Annotated in this window: 18 protein-coding genes; 10 read left to right on the top strand and 8 right to left on the bottom strand. The window is 69.2% G+C overall.

Annotation, left to right across the window (positions count from 1 at the left end; genetic code table 11):
- Positions 1-216 precede the first annotated feature (216 nt).
- Positions 217-1,173 (top strand): aspartyl protease family protein, encoded by a 957-nt coding sequence (locus VYI76_RS01890; RefSeq protein WP_326523078.1) that lies wholly within the window; start codon positions 217-219, stop codon positions 1,171-1,173.
- Between the two features lie 52 nt (positions 1,174-1,225).
- Positions 1,226-1,894 carry a ligase-associated DNA damage response endonuclease PdeM gene (gene pdeM / locus VYI76_RS01885; protein WP_326523077.1) on the top strand — a complete coding sequence of 223 codons (669 nt, stop codon included), beginning with the start codon at positions 1,226-1,228 and terminating at the stop codon, positions 1,892-1,894.
- Between the two features lie 116 nt (positions 1,895-2,010).
- On the opposite strand, the gene VYI76_RS01880 is transcribed toward pdeM, so the two are convergent.
- The 3 genes from VYI76_RS01880 to VYI76_RS01870 all read right to left on the bottom strand — a co-directional run bounded on the left by VYI76_RS01880 (position 2,011) and on the right by VYI76_RS01870 (position 4,808).
- Positions 2,011-2,640: a DUF4893 domain-containing protein gene (locus VYI76_RS01880; protein WP_326523076.1), complete on the bottom strand. Its 630-nt coding sequence runs from the start codon at positions 2,638-2,640 to the stop codon at positions 2,011-2,013.
- Between the two features lie 68 nt (positions 2,641-2,708).
- A complete protein-coding gene (locus VYI76_RS01875) occupies positions 2,709-3,494 on the bottom strand; it encodes a 3-hydroxybutyrate dehydrogenase (protein WP_326523075.1) in 786 nt (261 codons plus the stop codon).
- Positions 3,495-3,662: 168 nt separating this feature from the next.
- Entirely contained in the window at positions 3,663-4,808 is a 1,146-nt protein-coding gene (locus tag VYI76_RS01870) for a patatin-like phospholipase family protein (RefSeq protein ID WP_326523074.1), read from the bottom strand.
- Between the two features lie 88 nt (positions 4,809-4,896).
- Between VYI76_RS01870 and ypfJ the strand changes: the two genes are divergently transcribed.
- The 6 genes from ypfJ to VYI76_RS01840 all read left to right on the top strand — a co-directional run bounded on the left by ypfJ (position 4,897) and on the right by VYI76_RS01840 (position 13,601).
- The gene (gene ypfJ / locus VYI76_RS01865; RefSeq protein WP_326523073.1) at positions 4,897-5,802 is read left to right on the top strand and encodes a KPN_02809 family neutral zinc metallopeptidase; all 906 of its coding nucleotides are present in this window, start codon (positions 4,897-4,899) and stop codon (positions 5,800-5,802) included.
- A 244-nt stretch (positions 5,803-6,046) separates the two neighbouring features.
- A complete protein-coding gene (locus VYI76_RS01860) occupies positions 6,047-8,347 on the top strand; it encodes a TonB-dependent receptor (protein WP_326523072.1) in 2,301 nt (766 codons plus the stop codon).
- Between the two features lie 4 nt (positions 8,348-8,351).
- The gene (locus tag VYI76_RS01855) at positions 8,352-9,683 is read left to right on the top strand and encodes a spinster family MFS transporter (RefSeq protein ID WP_326523071.1); all 1,332 of its coding nucleotides are present in this window, start codon (positions 8,352-8,354) and stop codon (positions 9,681-9,683) included.
- Complete coding sequence (locus tag VYI76_RS01850; RefSeq protein WP_326523070.1) at positions 9,680-11,311, top strand: carboxylesterase/lipase family protein; 1,632 nt, start codon at positions 9,680-9,682, stop codon at positions 11,309-11,311. The genes VYI76_RS01855 and VYI76_RS01850 overlap by 4 nt, the downstream gene beginning before the upstream one ends.
- Positions 11,308-12,873, top strand: a complete 1,566-nt coding sequence (locus VYI76_RS01845; protein ID WP_443018886.1) for an AMP-binding protein — start codon at positions 11,308-11,310, stop codon at positions 12,871-12,873. The genes VYI76_RS01850 and VYI76_RS01845 overlap by 4 nt, the downstream gene beginning before the upstream one ends.
- A 44-nt stretch (positions 12,874-12,917) precedes the next feature.
- On the top strand, positions 12,918-13,601 hold the full coding sequence (locus VYI76_RS01840; protein ID WP_326523068.1) for a TetR/AcrR family transcriptional regulator: 684 nt from the start codon (positions 12,918-12,920) through the stop codon (positions 13,599-13,601).
- A gap of 11 nt (positions 13,602-13,612) precedes the next feature.
- Here VYI76_RS01840 and VYI76_RS01835 read toward each other — a convergent pair whose 3' ends face one another.
- A complete protein-coding gene (locus tag VYI76_RS01835) occupies positions 13,613-14,917 on the bottom strand; it encodes a hypothetical protein (protein ID WP_326523067.1) in 1,305 nt (434 codons plus the stop codon).
- 78 nt (positions 14,918-14,995) lie between these two features.
- Between VYI76_RS01835 and VYI76_RS01830 the strand changes: the two genes are divergently transcribed.
- Positions 14,996-16,621 (top strand): carboxylesterase/lipase family protein, encoded by a 1,626-nt coding sequence (locus VYI76_RS01830; protein ID WP_326523066.1) that lies wholly within the window; start codon positions 14,996-14,998, stop codon positions 16,619-16,621.
- Between the two features lie 53 nt (positions 16,622-16,674).
- Positions 16,675-17,124, top strand: a complete 450-nt coding sequence (locus tag VYI76_RS01825) for a MarR family winged helix-turn-helix transcriptional regulator (RefSeq protein WP_326523065.1) — start codon at positions 16,675-16,677, stop codon at positions 17,122-17,124.
- 3 nt (positions 17,125-17,127) lie between these two features.
- Here the strand turns inward: VYI76_RS01825 and VYI76_RS01820 are convergent, their stop codons facing one another.
- The 4 genes from VYI76_RS01820 to VYI76_RS01805 all read right to left on the bottom strand — a co-directional run bounded on the left by VYI76_RS01820 (position 17,128) and on the right by VYI76_RS01805 (position 22,167).
- Entirely contained in the window at positions 17,128-17,841 is a 714-nt protein-coding gene (locus VYI76_RS01820) for a VOC family protein (RefSeq protein ID WP_326523064.1), read from the bottom strand.
- A 14-nt stretch (positions 17,842-17,855) separates the two neighbouring features.
- A complete protein-coding gene (locus tag VYI76_RS01815) occupies positions 17,856-18,656 on the bottom strand; it encodes a hypothetical protein (RefSeq protein WP_326523063.1) in 801 nt (266 codons plus the stop codon).
- Complete coding sequence (locus VYI76_RS01810; protein WP_326523062.1) at positions 18,653-20,923, bottom strand: TonB-dependent receptor; 2,271 nt, start codon at positions 20,921-20,923, stop codon at positions 18,653-18,655. Before VYI76_RS01810 ends, VYI76_RS01815 begins: the two co-directional genes overlap by 4 nt.
- A gap of 89 nt (positions 20,924-21,012) precedes the next feature.
- Entirely contained in the window at positions 21,013-22,167 is a 1,155-nt protein-coding gene (locus tag VYI76_RS01805) for a hypothetical protein (RefSeq protein ID WP_326523061.1), read from the bottom strand.
- Positions 22,168-22,230 lie beyond the last annotated feature (63 nt).

Below are 22,230 nucleotides of genomic sequence, written 5' to 3'. Positions count from 1 at the left end.
TCCTGCAGTTCTCCCCTGCAAGGGGAGGTGGCGCGCGCAGCGCGTCGGAGGGGTGTCAGCCCCTCGATAGCGGGACACCCCTCCGTCAGGCCTGCGGCCTGCCACCTCCCCTTGCAGGGGAGGATCGGATGTTGCGGTCTGCCCGGCAGACGGTGCTTGCCGACCGGCGGCGACAGGCATAGCCTCCACTCCGACATCTTCGGGGAGGATCTGGCCATGAGCCTCTATCCAGCGTTCGTGCCGCTCGTCGCGCTGCTGTTCGCGCCGGGCGAGATCCGCCAAGTCCCGCCCAAGCCCGACGATGAAACCCATGTCGTGATCGACGAGCAGAAGGAACGCATGACCGTGCCGGTCGAGGTCGCCGGCGCCGGGCCGTTCCGCTTCATCATCGATACCGGGGCCGAACGCACCGTCATCTCGCGCCAACTCGCCGGCCGGCTCGGCCTGCCCGCCGGTCGCGACATCAACGTCGTGGCGATGACCGGGCGGACGCGGGTCGGCACCGTCATCATCCCGTCGCTGCGCATGGCGACGGTGCCGGAGGTCGGGGTGATCCACGCCCCCGCGCTCGACGCGATCGACCTGGGCGGGATGGGCCTGCTCGGCATCGACACGCTCCAGAGGCACAAGGTGACGATCGATTTCGAGCGGCAGACGATGGCCGTCTCGCCCTCCGTCAGGCGCGAACGCGGCGAGAGGCCCGCGCCGGGCGAGGTCGTCGTCCGCGCGAAGACCGTGTTCGGCCAGCTGATCGTCACCGACGCGGAAGTGGACGGCAACAAGGTGCGGGTGGTGATCGACACCGGATCACCGGTCAGCGTCGGCAACCATGCGCTGCGCCGCATCGTCATGCGCCGGGGCGGCAGGCTGGAGCCGCTGGAGATGACCAGCGCGACCGGCGGCAAGTTGCAGACCAGCTATACCTACGCCAATCGCATGCGGTTCGGCGGCGTCGAGTTCCAGGGCCTGCCGATCGCCTTCGCCGACGCGCCGCCGTTCAAATATTTCGGGCTCGACAAGAAACCGGCGATGCTGCTGGGGATGAGCTCACTCAAGTTCTTCCGTCGCGTCGATATCGATTTCCCCAACCGCGAGGTCCGCTTCCTGTTGCCGCGGGCGGAGAAGATGGTGATCGACTGCAAGGTGACGATGAACGGCAATTGCAACGCCTGACGCACGGGGGAGTCATTGATTCGGCACGGCCTGCGCGGCATAGCTGGACGCGATGGTTCGCTTTTCGTTCGCAGGATATGAGCTGGCCGCGCTGCGCGAGGGCGCGCTCTACTGGCCGGCGCGGCGCGCACTGCTGGTCGCCGACCTGCATTTCGAGAAGGCGAGCTGGTTCGCCGCGTTCGGCCAGCACCTGCCGCCCTATGATTCGCTCGCGACGCTGGAGGCGCTGACCGCGCTGGTCGACCGGACGGGGGCGGAGGAGGTCTGGTGCCTGGGCGACAGCTTCCACGATGCGAAGGGGTGTGAGCGGCTGCCCGAGGCCGCGCAGGCGATGCTTCGCGCGCTGACCGGCGCCACGCGCTGGACGTGGATCACCGGCAACCATGATGCGGGCTTCGTCGATCATTGCGGCGGCGCAATCGTCGATGAGGTGGAGGTCGACGGGCTGGTGCTGCGGCACGAGGCCGATCCGGGCGAGTGTCGCCCCGAATTATCAGGCCATTTCCACCCCAAGCTGCGCGTGCAGCTGCGCGGACGACAGGTGGCGCGGCGCTGTTTCGTGGCGACGCCGACCAAGCTGATCCTGCCGGCGTTCGGCGCGCTGACCGGAGGGCTCGACGCGCATCACCCGGAAATCGTCCGCGCGGTGGGCGGGGCGGTGGCGGCACAGGCGCTGGTCCCGCTCGACGACCGGTTGCTGAGGTTTCCGATCGCGGCGTGATCCTTATTGTTCCCCGGCGAAGGCCGGGGTCCAGCGCGCCGCGCATTCAGTTTGATCGCAGCCCTCGCGCGTTCACCGGAACTGGACCCCGGCCTTCGCCGGGGAACGGGAAGCTGTCACCCCGCAGGCACCAGTTCGATCACGTCGAGCATCGATTCGAACGCGGGATACGGCAAGGTCAGCCGCCAGCGCCGATCGCCCACCCGCTCGACGATGCCGGCCATGTCGCGGGCGCGGTCCTGCCCGTACTGGAGCGGCGCGGTCTCGTCGCCGAGCATCAGCGTGCCGAGGAACACGCCGCGCGCGTCCCCGTCGGGGAAGATCAAGCCGACCGGCCGCTGCGATCCGGTATCCTTGTGGAAGCCCAGCACCTCGCCCTCCGCGACGATGCGGCAGGCGAACCAGGGATAGATGCTGTAATCGGGCAGGCCCGCCGCCCTGGCGCCCAGCTTGAAGGTGCGGCAGCGATAGTCGCCGACCGGGGGCAAGGGCGCGGGCAGCGCGCGATCGGGCTCGAACAGTGCCCCGACCGGCGCCAGCGCGCCGCCGCGGCCCGACGCCCGCACCTTTTCCATCGCGCTCGTCCAGGCGGTGCGCCAGCCGCGCAGCCGTTCGCGATCGGCATCGGTCGCGATCGCGCGCCAGTCCGCCGCCGCGCGCGGGGGGCGTTCGGCACGGGGGCGCTCCGCCTTCGAACAGCCCGCGACGCAGACACAGACGATCGCGGCGGCAAGCGCTTTCTTCATGACATCGGGCAACGCGCGACCTTTGCTGTTTCTCCCGAGCCTAGGCGTTTCCGCGCGCTTGGGAAGCCTCAGGCCGCGGTCCAGCCGCCGTCCACCGACAGATTGGCTCCGGTGATCTGCGACGCCGCATCGCCGCACAGGAACAGCGCGATCGCGGCGACCTGCTCCGCGGTGACGAACTCCTTGGTCGGCTGCCCGGCCAGCAGAACGTCGTTGATGACCTGTTCGCGCGTCATTCCCCGTGCCTTCATCGTGTCGGGGATCTGGTTTTCGACCAGCGGCGTCCAGACATAGCCCGGCGAGATGCAGTTGGCGGTGACGCCGAACGTCGCCACTTCCAGCGCGACCGTCTTGGTGAAGCCGGCGAGGCCGTGCTTGGCGGTGACATAGGCCGACTTGAACGGCGAGGCGACCAGGCTGTGTGCCGACGCGGTCTGGATGATCCGGCCCCATTTGCGCGCCTTCATATGCGGCACCGCAAGGCGTGTGGTGTGGAACGCGGCGTTCAGGTTGAGCGCGATGATGAGGTCCCATTTGTCGAGCGGGAATTCCTCGACCGGGGCGACATGCTGCATGCCGGCGTTGTTGATGAGGATATCGACGCCGCCGAACGCGTCGGCCGCCTCCACCATCATCGCCTCGATTTGATCGACCCTGGTCAGGTCATGGCCGCTGTAGAGCGCGCGGGCGCCACTGGTCGCCTCCAGGGACGTGCGCTCCGCCTCGATCGCGGCGGGATCGCCGAAGCCGTTGATGACGAGGTTTGCGCCTTCGGCCGCCAGCGCCTTGGCATAGGCGAGGCCGATGCCCGAGGTGGAGCCGGTGACGAGGGCGGTCTTGCCTTTCAGGAACATGGAACGACTCCGTAAACCGAGGAATAGCGGGAATGCCCTCTCCCCCTTCGCCCTGAGCTTGTCGAAGGGCTGTCCTTCGCTTCGCGCCGCAGGCTGCGCGGCCGGAAAGCGGGGCAGTGCTTCGACAGGCTCAGCACGAACGGGGGATGGGTAGGGCGTAAATCATCATCACCCCCGCGTCAGATCGAACGCCGCCGTCTTGCCGTCGGCGATGTTGCTGGCGACGAGGCGCGATTTGGCCATCGTCTCGGCGACCGCGGCGCGGCCCGCGGCCCAGTGTTCGCGCATCGTGCGGGCGGAGAATTCGAAGTCGCGCGCGCCGCCTTCCCAGGCGTTGGCGCGGTAGATCAGGTGGACCAGGCTGACCGGCAGCTCGTCGGCCGCAGCCGCCAGCGCGCGCACGTCGGCGTCGTCGCGCAACTCGGGGGGGAGCTTGGCGATGACCTTGCGGATCGCCTCGCGCTCCTGCCGCAGCTTCAGCCGTTCGGCGGAAACCTGGCGGGTGCGGCTGGAAAAGCGGATTTCCTTTTCCCGCGCCATCACGTCCATGATCGTGCGCGGCATCTCCGCGGCGGCGGAGAACAGGTCGACCTGGAACACCAGCGTCTCCGCCGTCTGGTGATCGAGCACATGTGTCAGCGGCGTGTTCGACACGATGCCGCCGTCCCAGTACCGGCGCCCGTCGATCTCCACCGGCGGCAGGCCCGGCGGCAGCGCGCCGGAGGCGAGGATGTGCCGCGCGTCGATGCGGCAGTCGTGCGTGTCGAAATAATGGAAGTTGCCGCTTTCGACATCGACCGCGCCGACCGACAGCCGCACCGGCCCGTCGTTGAGCAGATCCCAGTCGATCAGCGCATCGAGCGTGGCCGCGAGCGGCGCCGAATCGTAGAAGCTCAGCGCCTCCGGCGTGCCCGGCGCGGCCATGACGGGCGGCAGCAGGCGGGGGGTAAAGAAGCCCGGCACGCCCGTCATCATCACCGACCAGGCTGACCATTCGTGGACGAATTCGCGCACCTGATCCTGCGGGAAGATCGGGAAGCTGGGGAGGGCTGAGGTGGCGGTGTCCCAGAATGCGCGCAGCCGCTCGACGCGGCGTTCGGGTGGATTGCCCGCGACGATCGCGGCGCCCACCGCGCCGATCGATATGCCCGCCACCCAGTCGATGTCGATGCCGGCTTCCGCCAGCGCCTCTATCACCCCGGCCTGATAGCTGCCCAGCGCGCCGCCGCCCTGGAGCACCAGCGCTACGCAGTCGGGCAAGGGCAACGCGGCCTGGCGGGCGCGGCGCGGGCGGCGGGGATCGGCTTCGGCCATCGCCCGCCTCAATGGGCGCGCGACGCGATGGTTGCAACCTCGGCTGCTCCCGCGCATGCATGCCGCCTGTGCAACGAAGGGGCAGGCGATGCGGCTCGACGATCTCGATCCCAGCAACAATGTGCGCGATCTCGGCTCGGGCGGGGGCGGCAGAGGCGGTGGCGGCGGCGGCGGCCTCCCGATCCTCGGCCTGCTGCTGCCGTTCCTGTTCCGCGGCAAGATGGGATGCGGGACGATCGTCCTGCTGCTGATCGTCGGCGGCGTGTTCCTGATGTCGGGCGGGCTCGGCGGGCTTACCGGCGGCGGCCCGGCGACCGCGCCGGCGCAGCGCGAGCAGGGCGGCACCGCCGGGCAGCAGGGCGCGCAGGTGTGCAACACGCAGGAGCGCATGTTCGCCTGCCGCGTGATGAGCTCGACCGAGCAGGTGTGGACGCAGCTGTTCGCCGCGCAGGGCCAGCGCTACCAGCCGCCGACGCTCAATTTCTATACCCAGGGCGCGCAATCGGGCTGTGGCTTCGCCTCTTCGGCGGCCGGCCCCTTCTATTGCCCGAGCGACCAGGGCGTGTTCCTCGACACGACCTTCTTCGACGAACTCGCCAACCGCTTCGGCGCCAAGGGCGATTTCGCGGCGGCCTATGTCATCGGGCACGAGGTGGGGCACCATATCCAGAACCTGACCGGCGCGGCGCAGCGCGCGTCGCAGGCGCGGCAGGGCGGGCGCAGCGCCGGCAACGCCGCTTCGGTGAAGCTTGAGCTGCAGGCCGATTGCTACGCCGGCGTCTGGGCGGCGCGCAGCGGCCGGCTGGAGCCGGGCGACATCGAGGAGGGGATGACCGCCGCGAACGCGATCGGCGACGACACGCTGCAGAAGCAGGGCGGGCAGGGGACGGTGGTGCCCGACAGCTTCACCCACGGATCGTCCGCCGATCGCATGCGCTGGCTGAAGCGCGGGCTCGACACCGGCGATCCGGCGGCCTGCGAGACGGGGATCTGATCGCGGACCGGCGCAGGGCCTCGTAGATCGGGGCCCGCGCCAACACACATGTTTGGCGATGGCCGCTGCGCCTGCCGCGCGGCCGTATCGCTTGCCAGCCGGATTGACGACCGACCGAACGCTCGGCCGTGTCCGAATATTTCATTCACACACGTGATAGTGAATATTGACAGACGGCTTCCAAGGGCGCAGATTTCGATCCTGAGGGCCGGCGACAGAGACCGGCACCGCGGGAGAGATGGCCATGAAAACAGTGCTTCTTGCGTCGGTCTGTGCTGCCACCCTGGCCTTCGGTTCGACCGGCGCCGTCGCTCAGTCCCCCGGCCCTCAGCAGAGCCGGGACGGCGCCCGTGACGAGGATCAGGCCGGTGCCCGTCCGGGCGCGCCGGGCAGCGACATCATCGTCACCGCCACACGCCGCGACGAACGTCTGCAGGACGTGCCGCTCAGCGTCACGGCCTTCACCCAGGAGCAGTTGACCGAACAGGGCATCGTCGGCTTCGAGGGAATCGCCCAGAACACGCCCGGCGTGGTGATCAACCGGCCGACCCAGAATTTCAACAACTTCACCACGCGCGGCATCAACACCAACGGCTACAGCGCGGGCCTGCAAAGCGCGGTCGCGATCTACGTCGACGAACTGCCGATCTCCGCCAACGGCAACTCGACGATCCTCGATCCCAGCCTGTACGATGTCGAGCGCGTCGAATTCCTGCGCGGGCCACAGGGTACGCTGTTCGGATCGAGCTCGATGGCGGGCGCGATGCGGATCATCACCAAGGCGCCCAACCTGCGCCGGTTCGAGGCGTCGGGGCTGGTCGATTTCGGCCTGACCGGTTCGGATTCGGTGCGCCAGCGCTACAATGCGATGGTCAACGTGCCGCTGATCGATGACGAGCTCGCGCTGCGCGTCGTCGGCTTCTACCGAAACGAGGACGGGTGGGTCGATAATATCGGCACCGGCGTGAAGGATTCGAACAGCCTGGAGAGCTTCGGCGGACGCGCCGTGCTGCTGGCGCGGCCGACCGACCGCTTCTCGGTCAAGCTGCTGGCATCCTATGAGAGAAGCGACCCCGCCGATTCCGGGCTGACCAATCCCACGCTGGGCAAATATGTGCGGCGGTCGGATCGCCCCGACCTGTTCCAGGGCGAGTTGACCAATTTCAACGTCACCGCCGATTACGACTTCGATTTCGCGCGGCTCATCAGCTCCACGACGCTGTCGACCTATGATGCGTCCTTCTATGTCGATCTGCAGGGCACGTTTGCCAACGCCTTCCCCTTCGCGCTCGACGCCTTCGGCTATGACGACCTGTTCGTGCAGGAGGCGCGATTGGTTTCCGCATCGGGCGGCAAGTTCGAATGGACCGCGGGCTTCTTCTATTACGACAAGCGCCGCGACGTCGATTTCGCTTATCGTTCGACGCCGGAATTCCTCAGCGCGCGGGGCCTGACCGGCCTGCCCGACGAATATTACCAGCGGTTCAACGCCTATACCGACATCAGCGAGATCGCCGGCTTCGGCGAGGCGACCTTCCGCTTCAACGACGATTTCTGGGTTACCGGCGGCCTGCGCTACGGCAGCACGACCGTGCAGTCGTTCACCCGCGCGACCGGCTACAACAGCAACTATCTGGGCGTCGCGCTGGGGGGCTTCCGCAACATCCCGCTCACCGTCGTGCCGGTGCCGGCGGCGACGGGGCTGAAGGTGGTCGACGACCAGATGTCGTTCAAGGCCAGCGTATCGTGGCGGCCAACGGCGTCGGTCACCACCTATGCGACGGTCTCTACCGGTTTCCGCCCGCCGGTGGTCAATGCGCGGGCGGGCGCGGTCAGCACCGTCAACCCGGCAGACATCATCATCCCGCCCGGCGCGACGTCGGACAAGGTCACCAACTACGAGGTCGGGCTGAAGGGGCGCTGGCTCGACGGTCGGCTGACCGCCAACCTGGCGGGCTATTACATCTCGTGGCGCGACATCCAGGTGCAGGCCGACCGCCTGTCCGACCAGATTCAGTTCGCGACCAACATCGGCGGGGCCGAAAGCTATGGCCTGGAATTCGAGATCGCCGCGCGGCCGGTCGGCGGGCTGGGCCTGATGCTCAACGGATCGTACAACCAGGCCAAGGTCACCGATCTGACGGCGGCCGAGGCGGCGATATCCGGCGCCGTGCTCGATACCAGGCTTGCGTCGCCGCATTTCCAGGGCTCGGCGACGGTCCGCTACGATACGACCGTCGGCAGCGGCAACGGCAACGGCTATGCCGCTCTCAACGTCTCGCACGCCGGCGCCTTCCCCAACCAGTTCCCCAATGTCCCCGGCCGGCCCGGCGTGGTCAGCCCGACCTATGGCTTCACCGATGCGTGGACCAACGTGAATTTCTATGCCGGCGGCACCTTCGGGCGGCTCAACCTGACCGCCTATGTCGAGAATCTGCTGGGCGACGATTCGATCACCTACATCCACCCGGAAGCTTTCCTGGACGGCCGTTTCGCCCGGATGCGCCCGCGCACCGTGGGGCTGCGCGCCGGCTACAGCTTCTGATCCGGTGACCGTCCTGTCGCCCCCGTCGCCGGTTGCCGGCGCCGCATCGCCCGATGCCTTGCCGCGGCCGGCGCCGGGCGCCTGGCTGGTGCTCGGGATACTGTGCTTCGTTTATGTCCTGAACTTCCTCGACCGCCAGCTGCTGTCGATCCTGGCCAAGCCGATCCAGGATGATCTGGGCGTCACCGACGGGCAATTGGGGCTGATCGGCGGGCTGTACTTCGCGCTGTTCTACTGCACGCTGGCGGTGCCGGTCGGCTGGCTGGCCGACCGCACCAACCGCGTGCGCGTGCTGTCGGTCGCCTGCGCGCTGTGGAGCGCCGCGACTGCAGCGTGCGGCATGGCGAACAGCTATCCGCAGTTGGTGCTGGCGCGGATGACGGTGGGCATCGGCGAGGCGGGCGGCGTGCCGCCGTCCTATGCCATCATCTCCGATTATTTCCCGCCGCATCGTCGCGGCGCCGCGCTCGGGCTGTTCAACCTCGGCCCGCCGATCGGGCAGGCGCTGGGCGTGGCGTTCGGCGCGACGGTCGCCGCCGCCTACAGCTGGCGCGACGCGTTCATCTCGATCGGCGTCATCGGCGTGGTGACGGCGGTGATCGTTTATCTGGTCGTCAAGGAACCGCCGCGCGGCCGTTTCGACGCCCCCCCGCCGGTCCCGGCCGAGGGTGCGCCGCCGCCGGCGAGCGGCTTCTGGTCGACGTGGCGGATGTTCTTCTCGCGCCGCGTCCTGTGGCTGGTCGCGCTGGCCAGCGGCGTGACCCAGATCGTCACCTACGCCACGCTGAACTTCGCGACGCTGTTCCTGATGCGTGAAAAGGGGATGACGCTGCAGGACGTGGCGCTGTGGTATGCGCTGGTCGTCGGCGTGGGGGCGGGCGTCGGCATCTACCTCGCCGGCTGGCTGGTCGATCGGCTCGCCCCGCGATCGAAGACCGCCTATGCCTATATCCCGGCGATCGGCCTGTCGCTGGCGATCCCGTTCTTCGTCGGCTTCGTCTGGGCGCCCGGCTGGCCGCTCGCGCTCGCGCTGTTCGTCGTGCCGATGTGCCTCAATTATTCCTACCTGTCCCCGGCGGTCGCGCTGGTCCAGGCCGAAGTGCGGCCCGACCAGCGGGTGATGTCGGGCGCGCTGCTGCTGCTGGTGATGAACCTGATCGGGCTGGGGTTGGGGCCGACCTACCTCGGCGCGATGAGCGACTGGTTCCGCGCCGGCCATCCGGAAAACTCGCTCCAGATGGCGCTCTACACACTGGTGCCCTTCTACGTCGCGGCGGTGCTGCTGTTCCTGCTGCTGGCGCGCGCGATCCGGGCGGAACAACGAGGGCAGGCATGATGATCCGTTTCCTCCTGGCCGCCGCGCTGGCGATTCCGACGACCGCGCAGGCTCAGAAGGCGCCGACCGTCGAGGCCCCGGCGGGCGCGCTGCGCGGCACGCGCGACGGCGCGGTCAACGTCTTTCGCGGCATCCCCTATGCCGCCGCACCGGCCGGCGCGCGTCGCTGGCAGCCGCCGGCCCCCGCCGCGCGGTGGGACGGCGTGCGCGACGCGGCGAAGTTCGGCCCCGTCTGCCATCAGCCCGCCCAGCGCCAACGTAGCATCTATTCGGAAAATCTGCCGGCGATGAGCGAGGACTGCCTGTCGCTCAACATCTGGGCGCCAGCGCAGGCGAAGGGCGCGCCGGTGTTCGTGTGGATCCACGGCGGCGCGCTCGTCTCCGGCTCGGGTCGGCAATCGATGTACGACGGCGCGGCAATGGCGAAGCGCGCGGGGATGGTCGTCGTCACGATCAATTACCGGCTGGGCGTGCTCGGCTATCTCGCCCACCCCGGTCTAAGCACCGAATCGGCCGACAAGGTTTCGGGCAACTATGGCCTGCTCGACCAGATCGCCGCGCTGCGCTGGGTGAAGGACAATGCGGCGGCGTTCGGCGGCGATCCCGCCAACGTCACCATCGCCGGAGAGTCGGCGGGTGCGTTAAGCGTGATGTACCTGCTGGCTGCGCCCGAGGCGCGCGGCCTGTTCGCCCGCGCCATCGTGCAGAGCGGCTATATGGTCTCCGCCCCCGAACTGCGCGGCACCCGCCATGGCGACCTGCCGGCGGAGGCGATCGGCGCAACGCTGATGGGCAAGCTGGGCGCCGCCGACGTCGCGGCGATGCGGGCGAAGGACGCGCAGGAGCTGGTCGAGGGCGCCGCGCGCGCGGCCTATTTCCCGTTCCCGACGGTCGACGGCCGGCACGTGCCCGACCAGCTCGTCGCCATTTTCGATCGCGGCGAGCAGGCGCGGGTGCCGGTGCTGGCGGGGTTCAACAGCGGTGAGATCCGCTCGCTGCGCTATCTCGCGCCGCCCGCGCCGGCCAGCCGCGCCGCCTATGACGCGGCGGTTCGCGAACGCTACGGCGATCTCGCCGACGCCTTCCTGCGCCTCTATCCGGGCAACGACCTGGCCGAAGCGGTGCTGCTGCCGCCGCGCGACGCGCTGTACGGCTGGACGGCGGAGCGCCTGGCCCGCAGCCAGACGCGCGCGGGCGTACCCGGCTATCTCTATTATTTTGACCATAGCTATCCGGCGGCCGACGCGTTCAACCTGCGCGGCTTCCATGCGGCCGAGATTCCGTACATGTTCGGCAATATCGCGCTGACGCCGGAGTTCTGGCCGCGCATCCCCGACACCGCGCAGGAACGGCGGCTGTCGCAGGCGATGCTCGATTACTGGGCAAGCTTCGCGCGCGACGGCAGCCCCCGCGCGACCGGCGCCCCGGCGTGGCAGCCCTATGGCGCCGCGCGCGCCTATATGGCCTTTTCCGGCGAGCCGCGCCCCGGCACCCGGCTGATGCCCGGCATGTTCGAGTTCAACGAGACCGTCGTCTGTCGCCGCCGCGCGGCGGGTGGCATCCCATGGCACTGGAACGTCGGCATCATATCCCCGCCGATCCCTGCCGGAGTGCCGCCGTGCCGATGATCGACGGCTCGATGCAGTTCCATGCGCTGACGCTCGACCAGTTCCTCCGCCACGCCGCGCGCTGGCATCCGCGCGCGGAGGTGGTGACGGCGCAGCCCGGCGGTGAGACGGTGCGGATCGGCTATGCCGGGCTGATGGCGCGCGCACTGCGGACGTCGCACGCGCTCGCCGGCCTGGGCATCGGCCGGGGCGATCGTGTCGCGACGCTCGCGTGGAACAGCCAGGCGCATGTCGAGGCGTGGTACGCCATCATGGGCATGGGCGCGGTGTGCCACACGCTGAACCCGCGCCTGACCGCAGACCAGCTTGCCGACATGGTGCGCCAGTCGGGCGCGCGGGTGCTGATCGCCAGCGCTGATCTGGCACCGCTTGCACAGGCGATCGCCGCTGCCGCGCCGGGTCTGGGGCGACTGCTGGTGATCGACGGCGCGGTGCCCGGCTGCGACCCGCTCGACGCGCTGTCGCGCGAAGGCAGCGGCGACGCGATCTGGGGAGGGTTCGACGAGACGCTGCCGTGCGGCCTGTGCTTCACCTCGGGCACCACCGGGGCGCCCAAGGGGGTCACCTATACCCACCGCGCCAGCTATCTCCACACGCTGCGCGCGCTGCAGGCCGATGTGATGGCATTCCGCAGCAGCGACGCGGTGCTGGCGGTCGTCCCGATGTTCCACGCCAACGCCTGGGGCCTGCCCTTCGCGGTGCCGGCGGTCGGGGGCAAGCTGGTGCTGCCCGGCCGCCAGTCCGACGGCGCCAGCCTGGCGCGGCTGATCGCCGATGAAGGCGTCACGGTGGGCGTCGGGGTGCCGACCGTGTGGCTGGGGCTGGTCGAGCATCTCGACGCGGTCGGCGGCGACCTGCCCTCGCTGCGCCGCATCGTCGTCGGCGGCATGCCGATGGCGCCCGCGCTGATGGCGCGGATCGAGGAGCGGCTGGGCGTGACCGTCCAGACCAGCTGGGGGATGACCGAATTGTCGCCGTCGGGCACCGTCGCCCCGCCCGACGACCCCGGACGCAGCGCCGCGGCGTCGGGCCGCCCGGCGATCGGCATCGACCTGCTGCTGACCGACGCTGCGGGTGCGCCGCTGACCGAGCAGCGCGATGTCGAAGGGCATCTGCGCGTGCGCGGCGCGGCGGTGGTCGAACGCTATTTCGGGCATGAGGAGCGCGCCACCGACGCGGACGGCTGGTTCGCGACCGGCGATCTCGCGCGGATCGATCCCCGCGGCAACCTGTACATCACCGGTCGCGCCAAGGATCTCATCAAGTCGGGCGGCGAATGGATCAACCCGGCCGAGATCGAGGCGGTGGTGGGCGCCAATCCCGACGTCGCGCTGGTGGCGGTGATCGGGCGGACCGATCCCAAATGGGGCGAGCGCCCGATCCTGCTGGTCGAGATGCAGGAGGGGGCGGCGACCAGCGACGACGCGCTGCTGGCACCGTTGCGCGGCCGGGTCGCGCCGTGGTGGATTCCCGACGCCGTCGTCCGCCTGCCCAGCCTGCCCCTGGCGCCGACCGGCAAGATCGACAAGATCAGGCTTCGTTCCGAATACGGGAGCGGCTAAGCCGCGCCCAGACTTCCAGAGTTTTTTGCGAGGAAACCCGCGTCTTGTCCGCCACTGCCCCCCGCCGATCGCGTCCCTCCAAGGCCGAACAGCGCGCCGAGACGATGGAGCAGATCCTCGACGCGGCGGAATATCTGTTCTCGCGCCACGGCATGCACGGCGTCACGCTGAAGGACGTCGCCAAGCGCGTCGGGGTGCACCACACGCTGGTCAATTATTATTTCGACGACAAGGAGACGCTGTTCGCCGAAGTTTCCGGCCGGCGCGCCACGGTGACGGTGGAACGGCGGATGAAGGCGCTCGACGATTACGAGGCGGCGAGCGGCGGAAAGCCAACCGTCGAGGGCGCGCTCCACGCCTTCCTCGACACCGATCTCGACCTTTATGTCGAGGGCGGCGAAGGGTGGATGAACTATGCCGCGCTGGGCGCGCTGATGTCGAATTCGGCGGAGGGCGGCGCGCAGCTGATGAACAAGCATTTCGATCCCGTCGTGCTGCGGCTGATCGAAATCCTGCGCCAGGCGCTGCCCGATGCGGCGGACGAGGATTTGTTCTGGGGCTATCATTTCGTCACCGGCGCGCTGATGCTGACGCTGGCGCGCACCGGCCGTATCGACCGGCTGTCCGGCGGGCTGTGCAAGTCGGAGGATTTCGACGCGGTCAAGCGCCGCATGGCCGCCTTCATGGCCGCCGGCTTCGTCGAAATCTGCGAGCGCCGCGCGGGGTGACCGGGGCCGGCTCAGCCGGGTTTCACCGCATCGACCAGCAGCGCGCGGAATGCCGCCGCCGTCCGTGCGACCTCTTCCGCATCGATGCAGCGCGCGTCGTCCTCGGCGACGTGGTGATAGCGGTGGAGGCCGAACACGCCGGCGACCATCGGATAGCCCGCGGCAATGATATTGTTGAGCTCGCCCGCCGACAGCGTGTCGCTGGCATAGGGCGCCTCCAGCCCGGCTCGGCCCGCGAACACACGCCGCGCGGCTGGCAGCAGCGCGCGGCTGACCGACAGGTAGCGCTGCGGATCGGCGCTGGGCAGCGGGCGCGGCGCGCCGATCCCTTCGTGCCAGTCGCGCGCCGCCAGATTGGCACCGAGATGCAGCCAGAAACGCGTCGCGGCCGGCGGCGGCGCGACCGCGCGCAGCATCTCTTCCGCGCCGAGATGCTCATATTCATGCCCGCTGTTGCAGATGAAGGCGAGGTCGAGGCCCGGCAGGGCCTTTCCGGCCCAGCGCATCAGCGCCAGCCACGCCGCGATCCCCCCGCCGCGCTCGCCCGCGCAGGTAAACCAGCCCGATCGCGGCGTTGAGACGACCAGCCACGTGCCTATCCCGCGATCGATTCGCCCGACCAGGTTGAACGCCGTCCGTCGCCCGCCCCGGCCCGACAGGTGCAGGGTCGCGGTCTCGCCCCGGCTTGCTGCCGCCAGCAACGGCGCGGCATCGTTAGGGGCGAGCAGCGCGAGAGGGCCGGGGAACAGCGGCTTGCGGCCATCGGTGTTGAGCGCGATCATCCCGCCGGTGGGGCCGTGGGTGACCGCCACGACGGCGCGGGCGCCGCCCGCGAACGCCGCGTCGATCGGTGACCGCGCGGCCTTCGTCAGCACTGATGACCAGCGTGCGAACGGCAGCTCGACCAGCGCGATCGCTCCGGCGGGTGGCGTGGCGCTCGTGCCGTCGGGCGCGACGCGCACCAGACGCGCGGTGAGCCCGTCGCGCGGCGTCGGCACGACGATCGGCTGCGGCCAGACCGGCGCGCGGGCGGGGCCGGCGATCAGCTCGCAGCGTTCGGGCGCGAACCAGGGGACGGAGATCGGCTGGCGCTCGACGGCGAAGCCGGCGGCGCGCAGTTCGGCGTCCAGCCAATCCCCGCACGCGGTGTCGCCCGCGCCGCCCGACTGTTTCACGCCGAAGCCGATGTAGCGGTCGAGGTCGGCAGCTATCGATCGAGATGCGTCCGGTCCGTCAGGCGTGGCGGCGAGCGCGGCGCTTGCGGGCAAGGTCAGCGCGCCGCCCAACAGGTGCCGCCGCGTCGGATTGCCGATCATTTCCCGCTCCATTTACATTCACGCGAGAGTGAACGTATCCTCGCGCGGCAGCGACGGCAACGGCCGGGGGGAGAGGATATGATGCGCGCATTGGCCTGGACGATGCTGATCGCGGTCCTGGTCGCGATCTGGCCGGGGGCGACGCGTGCGGCGGATTCGACCGTAATCGAGGTCGCAGAGGGGCGCCTGGCGGGGCGCGTGACGGATGGGCTGCGCGTGTTCAAGGGCATCCCCTATGTTGCGCCGCCGGTAGGCTCTGGCCGCTGGCGCGCCCCGGCGCCGCCGGCACGCTGGCGCGGCACCCGCGACGCGACCGCGTTCGGTCCAAGCTGCATCCAGCCGCCGATCCCGCAGCATAGCGTCTATTACAACCCGCCGGCGGCGACGAGCGAGGATTGCCTGACGCTCAACGTCTGGGCGCCGGCGGGTGCCCGGCGCGCGCCGGTGATCGTCTGGATCCACGGCGGGTCGCTGCGCATGGGCGGCAGCGCGGAGCCGATGTACGACGGCGGGGCGTTCGCGCGGCGCGGCATCGTGTTCGTGTCGATCAATTACCGGCTCGGGGTGCTCGGCTGGCTCGCGCATCCCGAACTCGGCGCGGAGACGCCGCGCGGCGTATCGGGCAACTACGGCCTGCTCGACCAGATCGCCGCGCTGCGCTGGGTACGCACCAACATCGCGCGGTTAGGCGGCGATCCGGGCAACGTCACCATCATGGGCGAATCCGCCGGAGCGCTCAGCGCGACTTATCTGCTGGTCAGCCCGCCCGCACGCGGCCTGTTCGCGCGCGCAATCCTGCAGAGTACCAACCTGCGCCCGCTGCCCGAACTGAAGACGGCGCGGTTCGGCCTTCGATCCGCCGAGGAAACTGGCCTCGACCTCGCTCGTGCGGCCGGTGCGCGCGACCTGGCGGCGTTGCGCGCCATGGACGCCGACGCGCTGGCGCGCGCGGGCTTTGCGGCGCGCTTCACCGCGGAGGGGACGATGGATGGCGTCGTACTGCCCGGACAGTTGCTCGACCTGTTCGATGCCGGGGCCTTCGCGCGGGTGCCGATCCTCACCGGTTTCACCGGGGGAGAGATGCGCGCCGGGCTGGTACCGATTCCCCCCGTGCCGGCGGATGCGGACGGTTATCGCGCGCTCGTGCGCGGGTTGTACGGCGATCACTCGGCCGGCTTTCTCGCGCTCTATCCGCCCGACGACGCACGCGACAGCCTGCTCGCGGCCTGGCGCGACGCGGTGTTCGGCTGGTCGAGCGAGCGGCTGGTGCGCCGCTTCACGGCCGCAGGCCTGCCCGCGTGGTTCTATCTGTTCGACCATTGCGACGCGGCGTCGCGGGCACGGGGACTGTGCGCGTTCCATGCCAGCGAACTCCCCTATGTCTTCGGCCAGATCGGTGCCGGTGCCGATCTGCCGCCCAACTGGCCGCGACCCGAGGGAGCGGGCGACCGCGCATTGTCCGACGCGATGCTCGATTACTGGGCAGGGTTCGCGCGGGGCGGGGTGCCTGCGGCGGCGGGGCAGCCGGCGTGGAAACCCTATGGCGCGCAGCGCAGCTACATGCGGTTCGACGGCGGCCCGGTCACCGCCACCGGCATGCTGCCCGGGATGTTCGCGTTCCATGACGGCTGGGCCGAATCACGCCGACGCGCGGACGCACCGTGGAGCCCCGGCATCCCCTTGCGGCCAAAACGGGGATCATGAACGCCGATATGCCCGGCCTTGCGCGCCAGCGGACAAGCCCATAGGCCGCAGGCATGCCAGACGACGCGCGCGCCTTCCGGTCCCGGTTCGGGGCGCTCGGCAACCTGCTGGGGTTTCCGCTGCGACAGGCCGACGTGCGCTGGCTCCACTCGCTCAACGAGCGGCTGGCCCCGCTCGACGTCACCGCCGCGCGTGCGGCGGCGCTTTTGTTCATCGAACATAATCCGGGCTGTTCGCAGGCCGCCTTGGGTGACGCGCTCCGGATCAACCGGGCGAGCACGGTGAGTGCGGTCGACGATCTCGAACGAGTCGGCGCGGTCGAGCGACGCAAGGCCAACGGCAATGCGCGCAACAACGCCCTGTATCTCACCGAGGCGGGCCAGACGCTCCATGCCGCGATCGGCGCGGAGGCGCGGGCGCATGAGGCGGCCTATTTCGCCGCACTTTCGGGCGAGGAGCGCGAGCAGTTGCGCGCGCTCCTCATCAAGGTTCTGGGCGGCTGAGCTTCAGACGAGTCGCCAGCGCATCCGGCCGATCGTCGCCTCGCGGCCCCGCAGTCTGGCGGTCCGCGCGCGCAGGTCGATGCCGGTCAGGCCCTGGTGCGCCGTCGCCGAGGCGAACCGCACCGTCTTGTCGCCGAAGCTGACGGCGGTGCCGCGCACTTTCGCCTCGAAGAGCCGGCCGACCTGCGCGGCGATCTCCGCCGGTGGTGCGGCCACCGCGATGTCCGCCGCGACGATCTCGCTCGCCGCCGCGCTCTTCGCATAGTCGCGCCCGACCGGATCGCCCCACCAGCCGTTGGGCAGCGAATAGCGGTAGGTTTCCAGATGGGTGCCGAAGCGCGCCGGATCGAACTGGATCATATCCTGCCCGCGGAACAGCATGTCGCGCGTCAGCCGCAGCTTCTCGGCCTCCGCGCGGGCGCGGAAGGCGTCGGCGTCGAAGGTCTGGAAGACCAGCATGTAGCCGCCCTCGCCGCCATGTTCTGCGAACCAGCGGTGGAGGCGGTGGTCAGGCTTGGTCGGCTGGACGATCTCCAGCATCGTCGTGCCGACCATCATCATCTCGTTGCGGAAGCCCAATATGTCGCCCATGTCGTGGCGAACGCCCGGTGCGATCTGCAGGAAGGCCTGCAACTCGCTTGAAACACGTTCAAGGTCTGGCGTGGCGAGCACGACGTGGCGCCACAGGTGCGGGCGGGCGGCGGTGGTTTCGATCATGCCTGTTCTCCCCCTCACACCAGCCGGAACTGGACGCCGCCGATGCGTGCCCAGTCGCCGACCCGGTTGTCCTGCCGCGCCTTGATGTCGATCGCGGTCAGGCCGCGCGCCTTGCCCTTGACCGGGACGAAGGTGACGCTGCGGTTGTCGAACCGCACGCGGTTGCCGTCTTCGCGCGTGCCCAGGAACAGGCGGGCGATCTGATCGGCGATCTCGCCCGGGTTCTCGACCGCGACGTCGCATCCCAGCATCTCGCTGGCGACGCGCGACGGCGGATAGGGACGGCCATTGGGATCGCCCCACCAGTCCTCCTCGGGCGAATAGCGGTACAGCTCGAAATGCGTGCCGAAGCGGCGATAGTCGAACTGCATCATGTGCTGGCCCTTGAACATCATGTCGCGGGTCAGCGTCAGCCCCTCGCCCTTGGCGCGGGCGACCAGCGCGGCGTCGTCGAACGCCTGCATCACGACCATGTAGCCGCCGTCGCCGCCGCGTTCGTCGAACCATTTGTTCAGGTGATGATCGGGCTTGATCGGCTGGACGATCTCGAGCATCGTCGAGCCGATCTTCATCATCGTGCTGTAGAAGCCATAGGCCTCGGTAACGCCCGGCCCCGGCGGCTTGGGCAGTGCCGCCATGCCGAGGAATTCATAGAGCTGGTCGCACACGAAATTCAGGTCGTGCGTCGCCAGCACATAGTGGCGGATGCGGCAGGGGCGCTCGGCCCCCGCCAGCACGGCGGCCGTCGCCGGACCGGCCGCGATCATCCCGGCGGCCGCGGCGCAGAAGCCGCGCCGGTCCATCCCGCCGCTCACAGCCGCGTCCTCAGCTCGACGCCATAGGTGCGCGCCGGCCCGAAGAAGGCGGAGTAGGAGCCGGTGAATCCCGGCGAATCGTAGATGCGCAGCGCATAGCTCTTGTCGAAGGCGTTCTCGACGAAGCCCGAGATATCGACCTTGCCGTCGGCGATCACCGCGCCGATGCGGAAACCGGCGATGCCCCACGCCGCCTGGCGCGTCGCGGGGTTCAGGTCCCCGCCGTAGATCACGTCGTCGCGCCACGCATAGTCGGCGCGGCCGTACAGTTCTATGCCCGACGCCAGCGTGACGTTCTGTTGCGCGCGCAGGTTGTACTGCCAGCGCGGATTGTTGCTGAGCGGCTGGCCCGACAGATTCTGCCCGCCGACCGGACAGGTCGCCGTCGCCGTCTGCACCGAGGTGCAGGGCGCGCCCAGATATTCCTCGAAGATCGCATCGACATAGGCGAGCCCGCCCGACAGGTGCATGCCCCGCCACGGCGCCGCTGCGAAATCGACCTCGACGCCCTGGCTGCGCAGCTTGCCCGCGTTGCGCAAAATCTGCGACGAGGTGACGTTGTCGAACGACGACGCCTGATAGTCGCGGAACTTCGAATAGAAGGCCGTGGCGTTGATCGTCAGGCGCCGGTCGAACCAGCTGGTACGCGCACCCAGTTCGAACGAGGTGACGGTTTCCGGATCGAGCACCGCGCGCGCCGGTTGGGTGAAGAACACGTTGCCGGTGTTGTTGTCGATCGCCTTGCCCTTGTAGCCGCGCGACACCGACAGATAGAGGCTGTTGCTGCGCGACGGCGCGAACCGGATGCCGGCACGCCCGACCCAGTTGGTGTCGTCGGTCGAGATCGAGCCCTGGAAGGTGCCGGGCGTGAAAGCGAAGTAATTGCCGCTGCGATAGGCATCGACCGCCAGCGTTTCGTGAAGGCCGCGGACGCCGGCGAAGACTTCCCATTGCGGCGCGACCCGCAGCGTCCCGTCGGCGAACAGCGCATAGTTCGACGTGGTGGTGTGACCGATCCCGGTGGTCGATGACTGGCCGAGCACGGTGCCGCCGCCGCCCGCAGTGATCGTGTTCGTGTCGAGCGTGTGGTGATAATAATAGGCGCCGAGCACCCAGCGGAACGCGCGATCATCGGGCGACACCAGCTGTAGTTCCTGGCTGTAGACCTTCAGGTCGCGCTGCTGGCGGGGATCGTTGCCGATGTTCACATCGACGCCGTCGACGTCGATCGTGTCGAGTTCCTTCCAGCGCCGATAGCCGCTGATCGAGCGCAGCAGATAGCCGTCGCCCACTTCCTGCGCGACGTTCAGCGTCGCCTGGAACGTCTTGGTCTGCTCGCGCAGCGGGCCGTCGGCGATCGACAGCCGGTTGTTCGGGCCGGGCACGACGCCGTTGGCGGCCTGGCGCGGCAACAGGTAGAGCCGCGTCAGCGTGCCATAGGCGCGGGGCTCCAGTCCGTAGAAGGACGTGCGGCAACAGGCATTGTCCTGTTCCTCATACTGGAGGATCGCGTCGATCGTGGTGCCGCCGCTCTTCCAGTCGGTGCGCAGGCGGATGCCGCCGCGTTCGCGCTTGTTCTCGTCGTTGCGCTTGACCGGGTTATAGATCTGGCCGCGCCCCTGCGCGAGCTTGAAGCCCGCGATGCGGATGCGCATCGTGTCGCTGATGGGGCCGCTGACGCCGGCCTCTGCCCGCATTTCGTGGAGCCGGCCCGCGTAGCGCAGTGTCGAATTGACCTGGAAGGTGTCGGTGGGCGCACGGCTGACGATGTTGACTGCGCCGGCGGAGCTGTTCTTACCGAACAATGTGCCCTGCGGCCCGCGCAGCACCTCGACACGTTCGACGTCGAACAGGTCGACCAGCGCCGAACCGCCGGGACCCGAAACCATGCCGTCGACGATCGTCGAGACGCTGGGCTCGGTCGCCGAACCGAAGGCCGCGCTGCCGACGCCGCGGATGCGCAGGCCCGCACCTGACGACGATTGCGCCGGAGAGAAAGACAGCGACGGCGCGATGTTGAACAGGTCCTCGACCCGGTTGACGCCGGCGCGCGAAAGCTGGTCGGCAGTCACGACAGAGATCGAGATCGGCACCTCGGCGAGGCCCTGCGCACGCTTCTGCGCGGTCACCACGACCTCTTCCAGCGCGCCTTCGGGCGCGGCTGGCTGGCTCTGTTGGCTATCATTCCGAACCTGCGTGCTGCCCTGCGCGGTGCCGCTGGAACACAGCGCCCACGCAACGGCGATCGCGCTTGCATAGCGTCGCATAACCCTCTCCCCGATCGTTGTCGGTCTGATTATGCAAGTATGAAATCACGAGTCAAATATTTTGTTCGGCAAACGAACAAAATCGCTGCTCAACGTCCGCTGGAGGGCGACCAACACGATGCGGCGGCGGGGCTGCCCGCCGCGGGCGTGAAGGTGGCCGAATAGAGGTGCGCCTCGGCGAGGGCGGCCCAGCATTCCGCGAAATCGGGATCTATCCGCAACGCCCGTTCCAGCCGGTCGATCGCCTTGGCGATCACGTCGTCGCCGATCGTCCGCATCGTCAGCGCCCGACCCTGGAGATAGAGCGCATAGGCGCCGCGATCGGTGGTCATCCGGCGCCGGGGAACGGGTGGCGCCTCGATGCCCAAGGCGGTGCACAGCCCGGCCAGGAGGTGGCTGCCGATCACGTGGCGCGAACTCATCGCGTCGGCGATCGTGCCGTCGTAGCGATCGGACCAGATTTCCGTGTCCGAGCGCGCGTCAATCAGCCTGACGCTGACGCTGACGCGGATGCCGTTGACGAAGCGATGCACCTCGCCCTCGATCAGGTGCGAGACGCCCAGCGCCGCGCCGATTTCAGGCAGTGTCCGCCCGCCGCCGACCACATTGACGACGGACGTCCGGCCGACGAGCGCCGGCGCGCCGATGCCGCCCAGCCGGAAGCTCAATTCATCGACCACGCCATCCGCGAGGAAGAACGGTTCGCCGATCGCGTCATGCTGTTCGAACGGCAGGATGGCGAGGCGCGGGCGGGGGCCGCGGGCCGACAGGGCTCCCCTGCCGCAGGATCGCCAGGCGTCGGCGAGCCGCGCATGATCCTGTGCGTCGCCGCTGTCTCCAAGCGCTGCCAGCGCGCGTTCTGTCCCGGATGTCAGTCGTCGCTCTACCTGCTCGCGCCGGGCGGGCAGCCAGTTGTGAAAGACGTGTCCCGCCTCCATCCCGTCGAGAAGCGAGCGGTCGCCGATATCGGCTAGCAGGCGCAGGGCTTCGGCGACGTGGACGCCGGCAAGCGCGATTTCCAGATCGGCGAGGTCACTCCCGATCGCCGCCGGGTCGATCGCGATGCGATCGCGCGTCACATCCAGCACGCGACCCGCGATCGGGGTCAGCAGCCTGTCGAGGCGGAGCAGGCACCGTCGCAGGCGCGCGCGCGCTTGCGGCTGGAACCGGCCGGGCCACAACAGCCTGCTGACATGGCCACGTTCGAGCGGCTCGCCCGGCGCAAGGCACAGCATCGCCAGCATCGCCCGCGCCCGGCGGCTGGAAATGGCGATCTCGATGCCGTCCGCGCCCGCCCGAACAGGGGC

It is taken from the genome of Sphingomonas sp. (assembly GCF_035910975.1).
In the GTDB taxonomy this organism is placed as follows: Bacteria; Pseudomonadota; Alphaproteobacteria; order Sphingomonadales; family Sphingomonadaceae; genus Sphingomonas.
This window is presented reverse-complemented; position numbering and strand designations above follow the sequence as displayed.

Excerpts from the sequence above, each read along its gene's own strand:
- ypfJ (WP_326523073.1), top strand. The coding sequence starts at position 4,897 with ATGCGGCTCGACGATCTCGATCCCAGCAACAATGTGCGCGATCTCGGC.
- VYI76_RS01845 (WP_443018886.1), top strand. The coding sequence starts at position 11,308 with ATGATCGACGGCTCGATGCAGTTCCATGCGCTGACGCTCGACCAGTTC.
- VYI76_RS01880 (WP_326523076.1), bottom strand. The coding sequence starts at position 2,640 with ATGAAGAAAGCGCTTGCCGCCGCGATCGTCTGTGTCTGCGTCGCGGGC.
- VYI76_RS01835 (WP_326523067.1), bottom strand. The coding sequence starts at position 14,917 with ATGATCGGCAATCCGACGCGGCGGCACCTGTTGGGCGGCGCGCTGACC.
- VYI76_RS01860 (WP_326523072.1), top strand. The coding sequence starts at position 6,047 with ATGAAAACAGTGCTTCTTGCGTCGGTCTGTGCTGCCACCCTGGCCTTC.
- VYI76_RS01820 (WP_326523064.1), bottom strand. The coding sequence starts at position 17,841 with ATGATCGAAACCACCGCCGCCCGCCCGCACCTGTGGCGCCACGTCGTG.
- VYI76_RS01875 (WP_326523075.1), bottom strand. The coding sequence starts at position 3,494 with ATGTTCCTGAAAGGCAAGACCGCCCTCGTCACCGGCTCCACCTCGGGC.
- VYI76_RS01890 (WP_326523078.1), top strand. The coding sequence starts at position 217 with ATGAGCCTCTATCCAGCGTTCGTGCCGCTCGTCGCGCTGCTGTTCGCG.
- VYI76_RS01850 (WP_326523070.1), top strand. The coding sequence starts at position 9,680 with ATGATGATCCGTTTCCTCCTGGCCGCCGCGCTGGCGATTCCGACGACC.
- VYI76_RS01825 (WP_326523065.1), top strand. The coding sequence starts at position 16,675 with ATGCCAGACGACGCGCGCGCCTTCCGGTCCCGGTTCGGGGCGCTCGGC.
- VYI76_RS01870 (WP_326523074.1), bottom strand. The coding sequence starts at position 4,808 with ATGGCCGAAGCCGATCCCCGCCGCCCGCGCCGCGCCCGCCAGGCCGCG.
- VYI76_RS01830 (WP_326523066.1), top strand. The coding sequence starts at position 14,996 with ATGATGCGCGCATTGGCCTGGACGATGCTGATCGCGGTCCTGGTCGCG.
- VYI76_RS01805 (WP_326523061.1), bottom strand. The coding sequence starts at position 22,167 with ATGCTGGCGATGCTGTGCCTTGCGCCGGGCGAGCCGCTCGAACGTGGC.
- pdeM (WP_326523077.1), top strand. The coding sequence starts at position 1,226 with ATGGTTCGCTTTTCGTTCGCAGGATATGAGCTGGCCGCGCTGCGCGAG.
- VYI76_RS01810 (WP_326523062.1), bottom strand. The coding sequence starts at position 20,923 with ATGCGACGCTATGCAAGCGCGATCGCCGTTGCGTGGGCGCTGTGTTCC.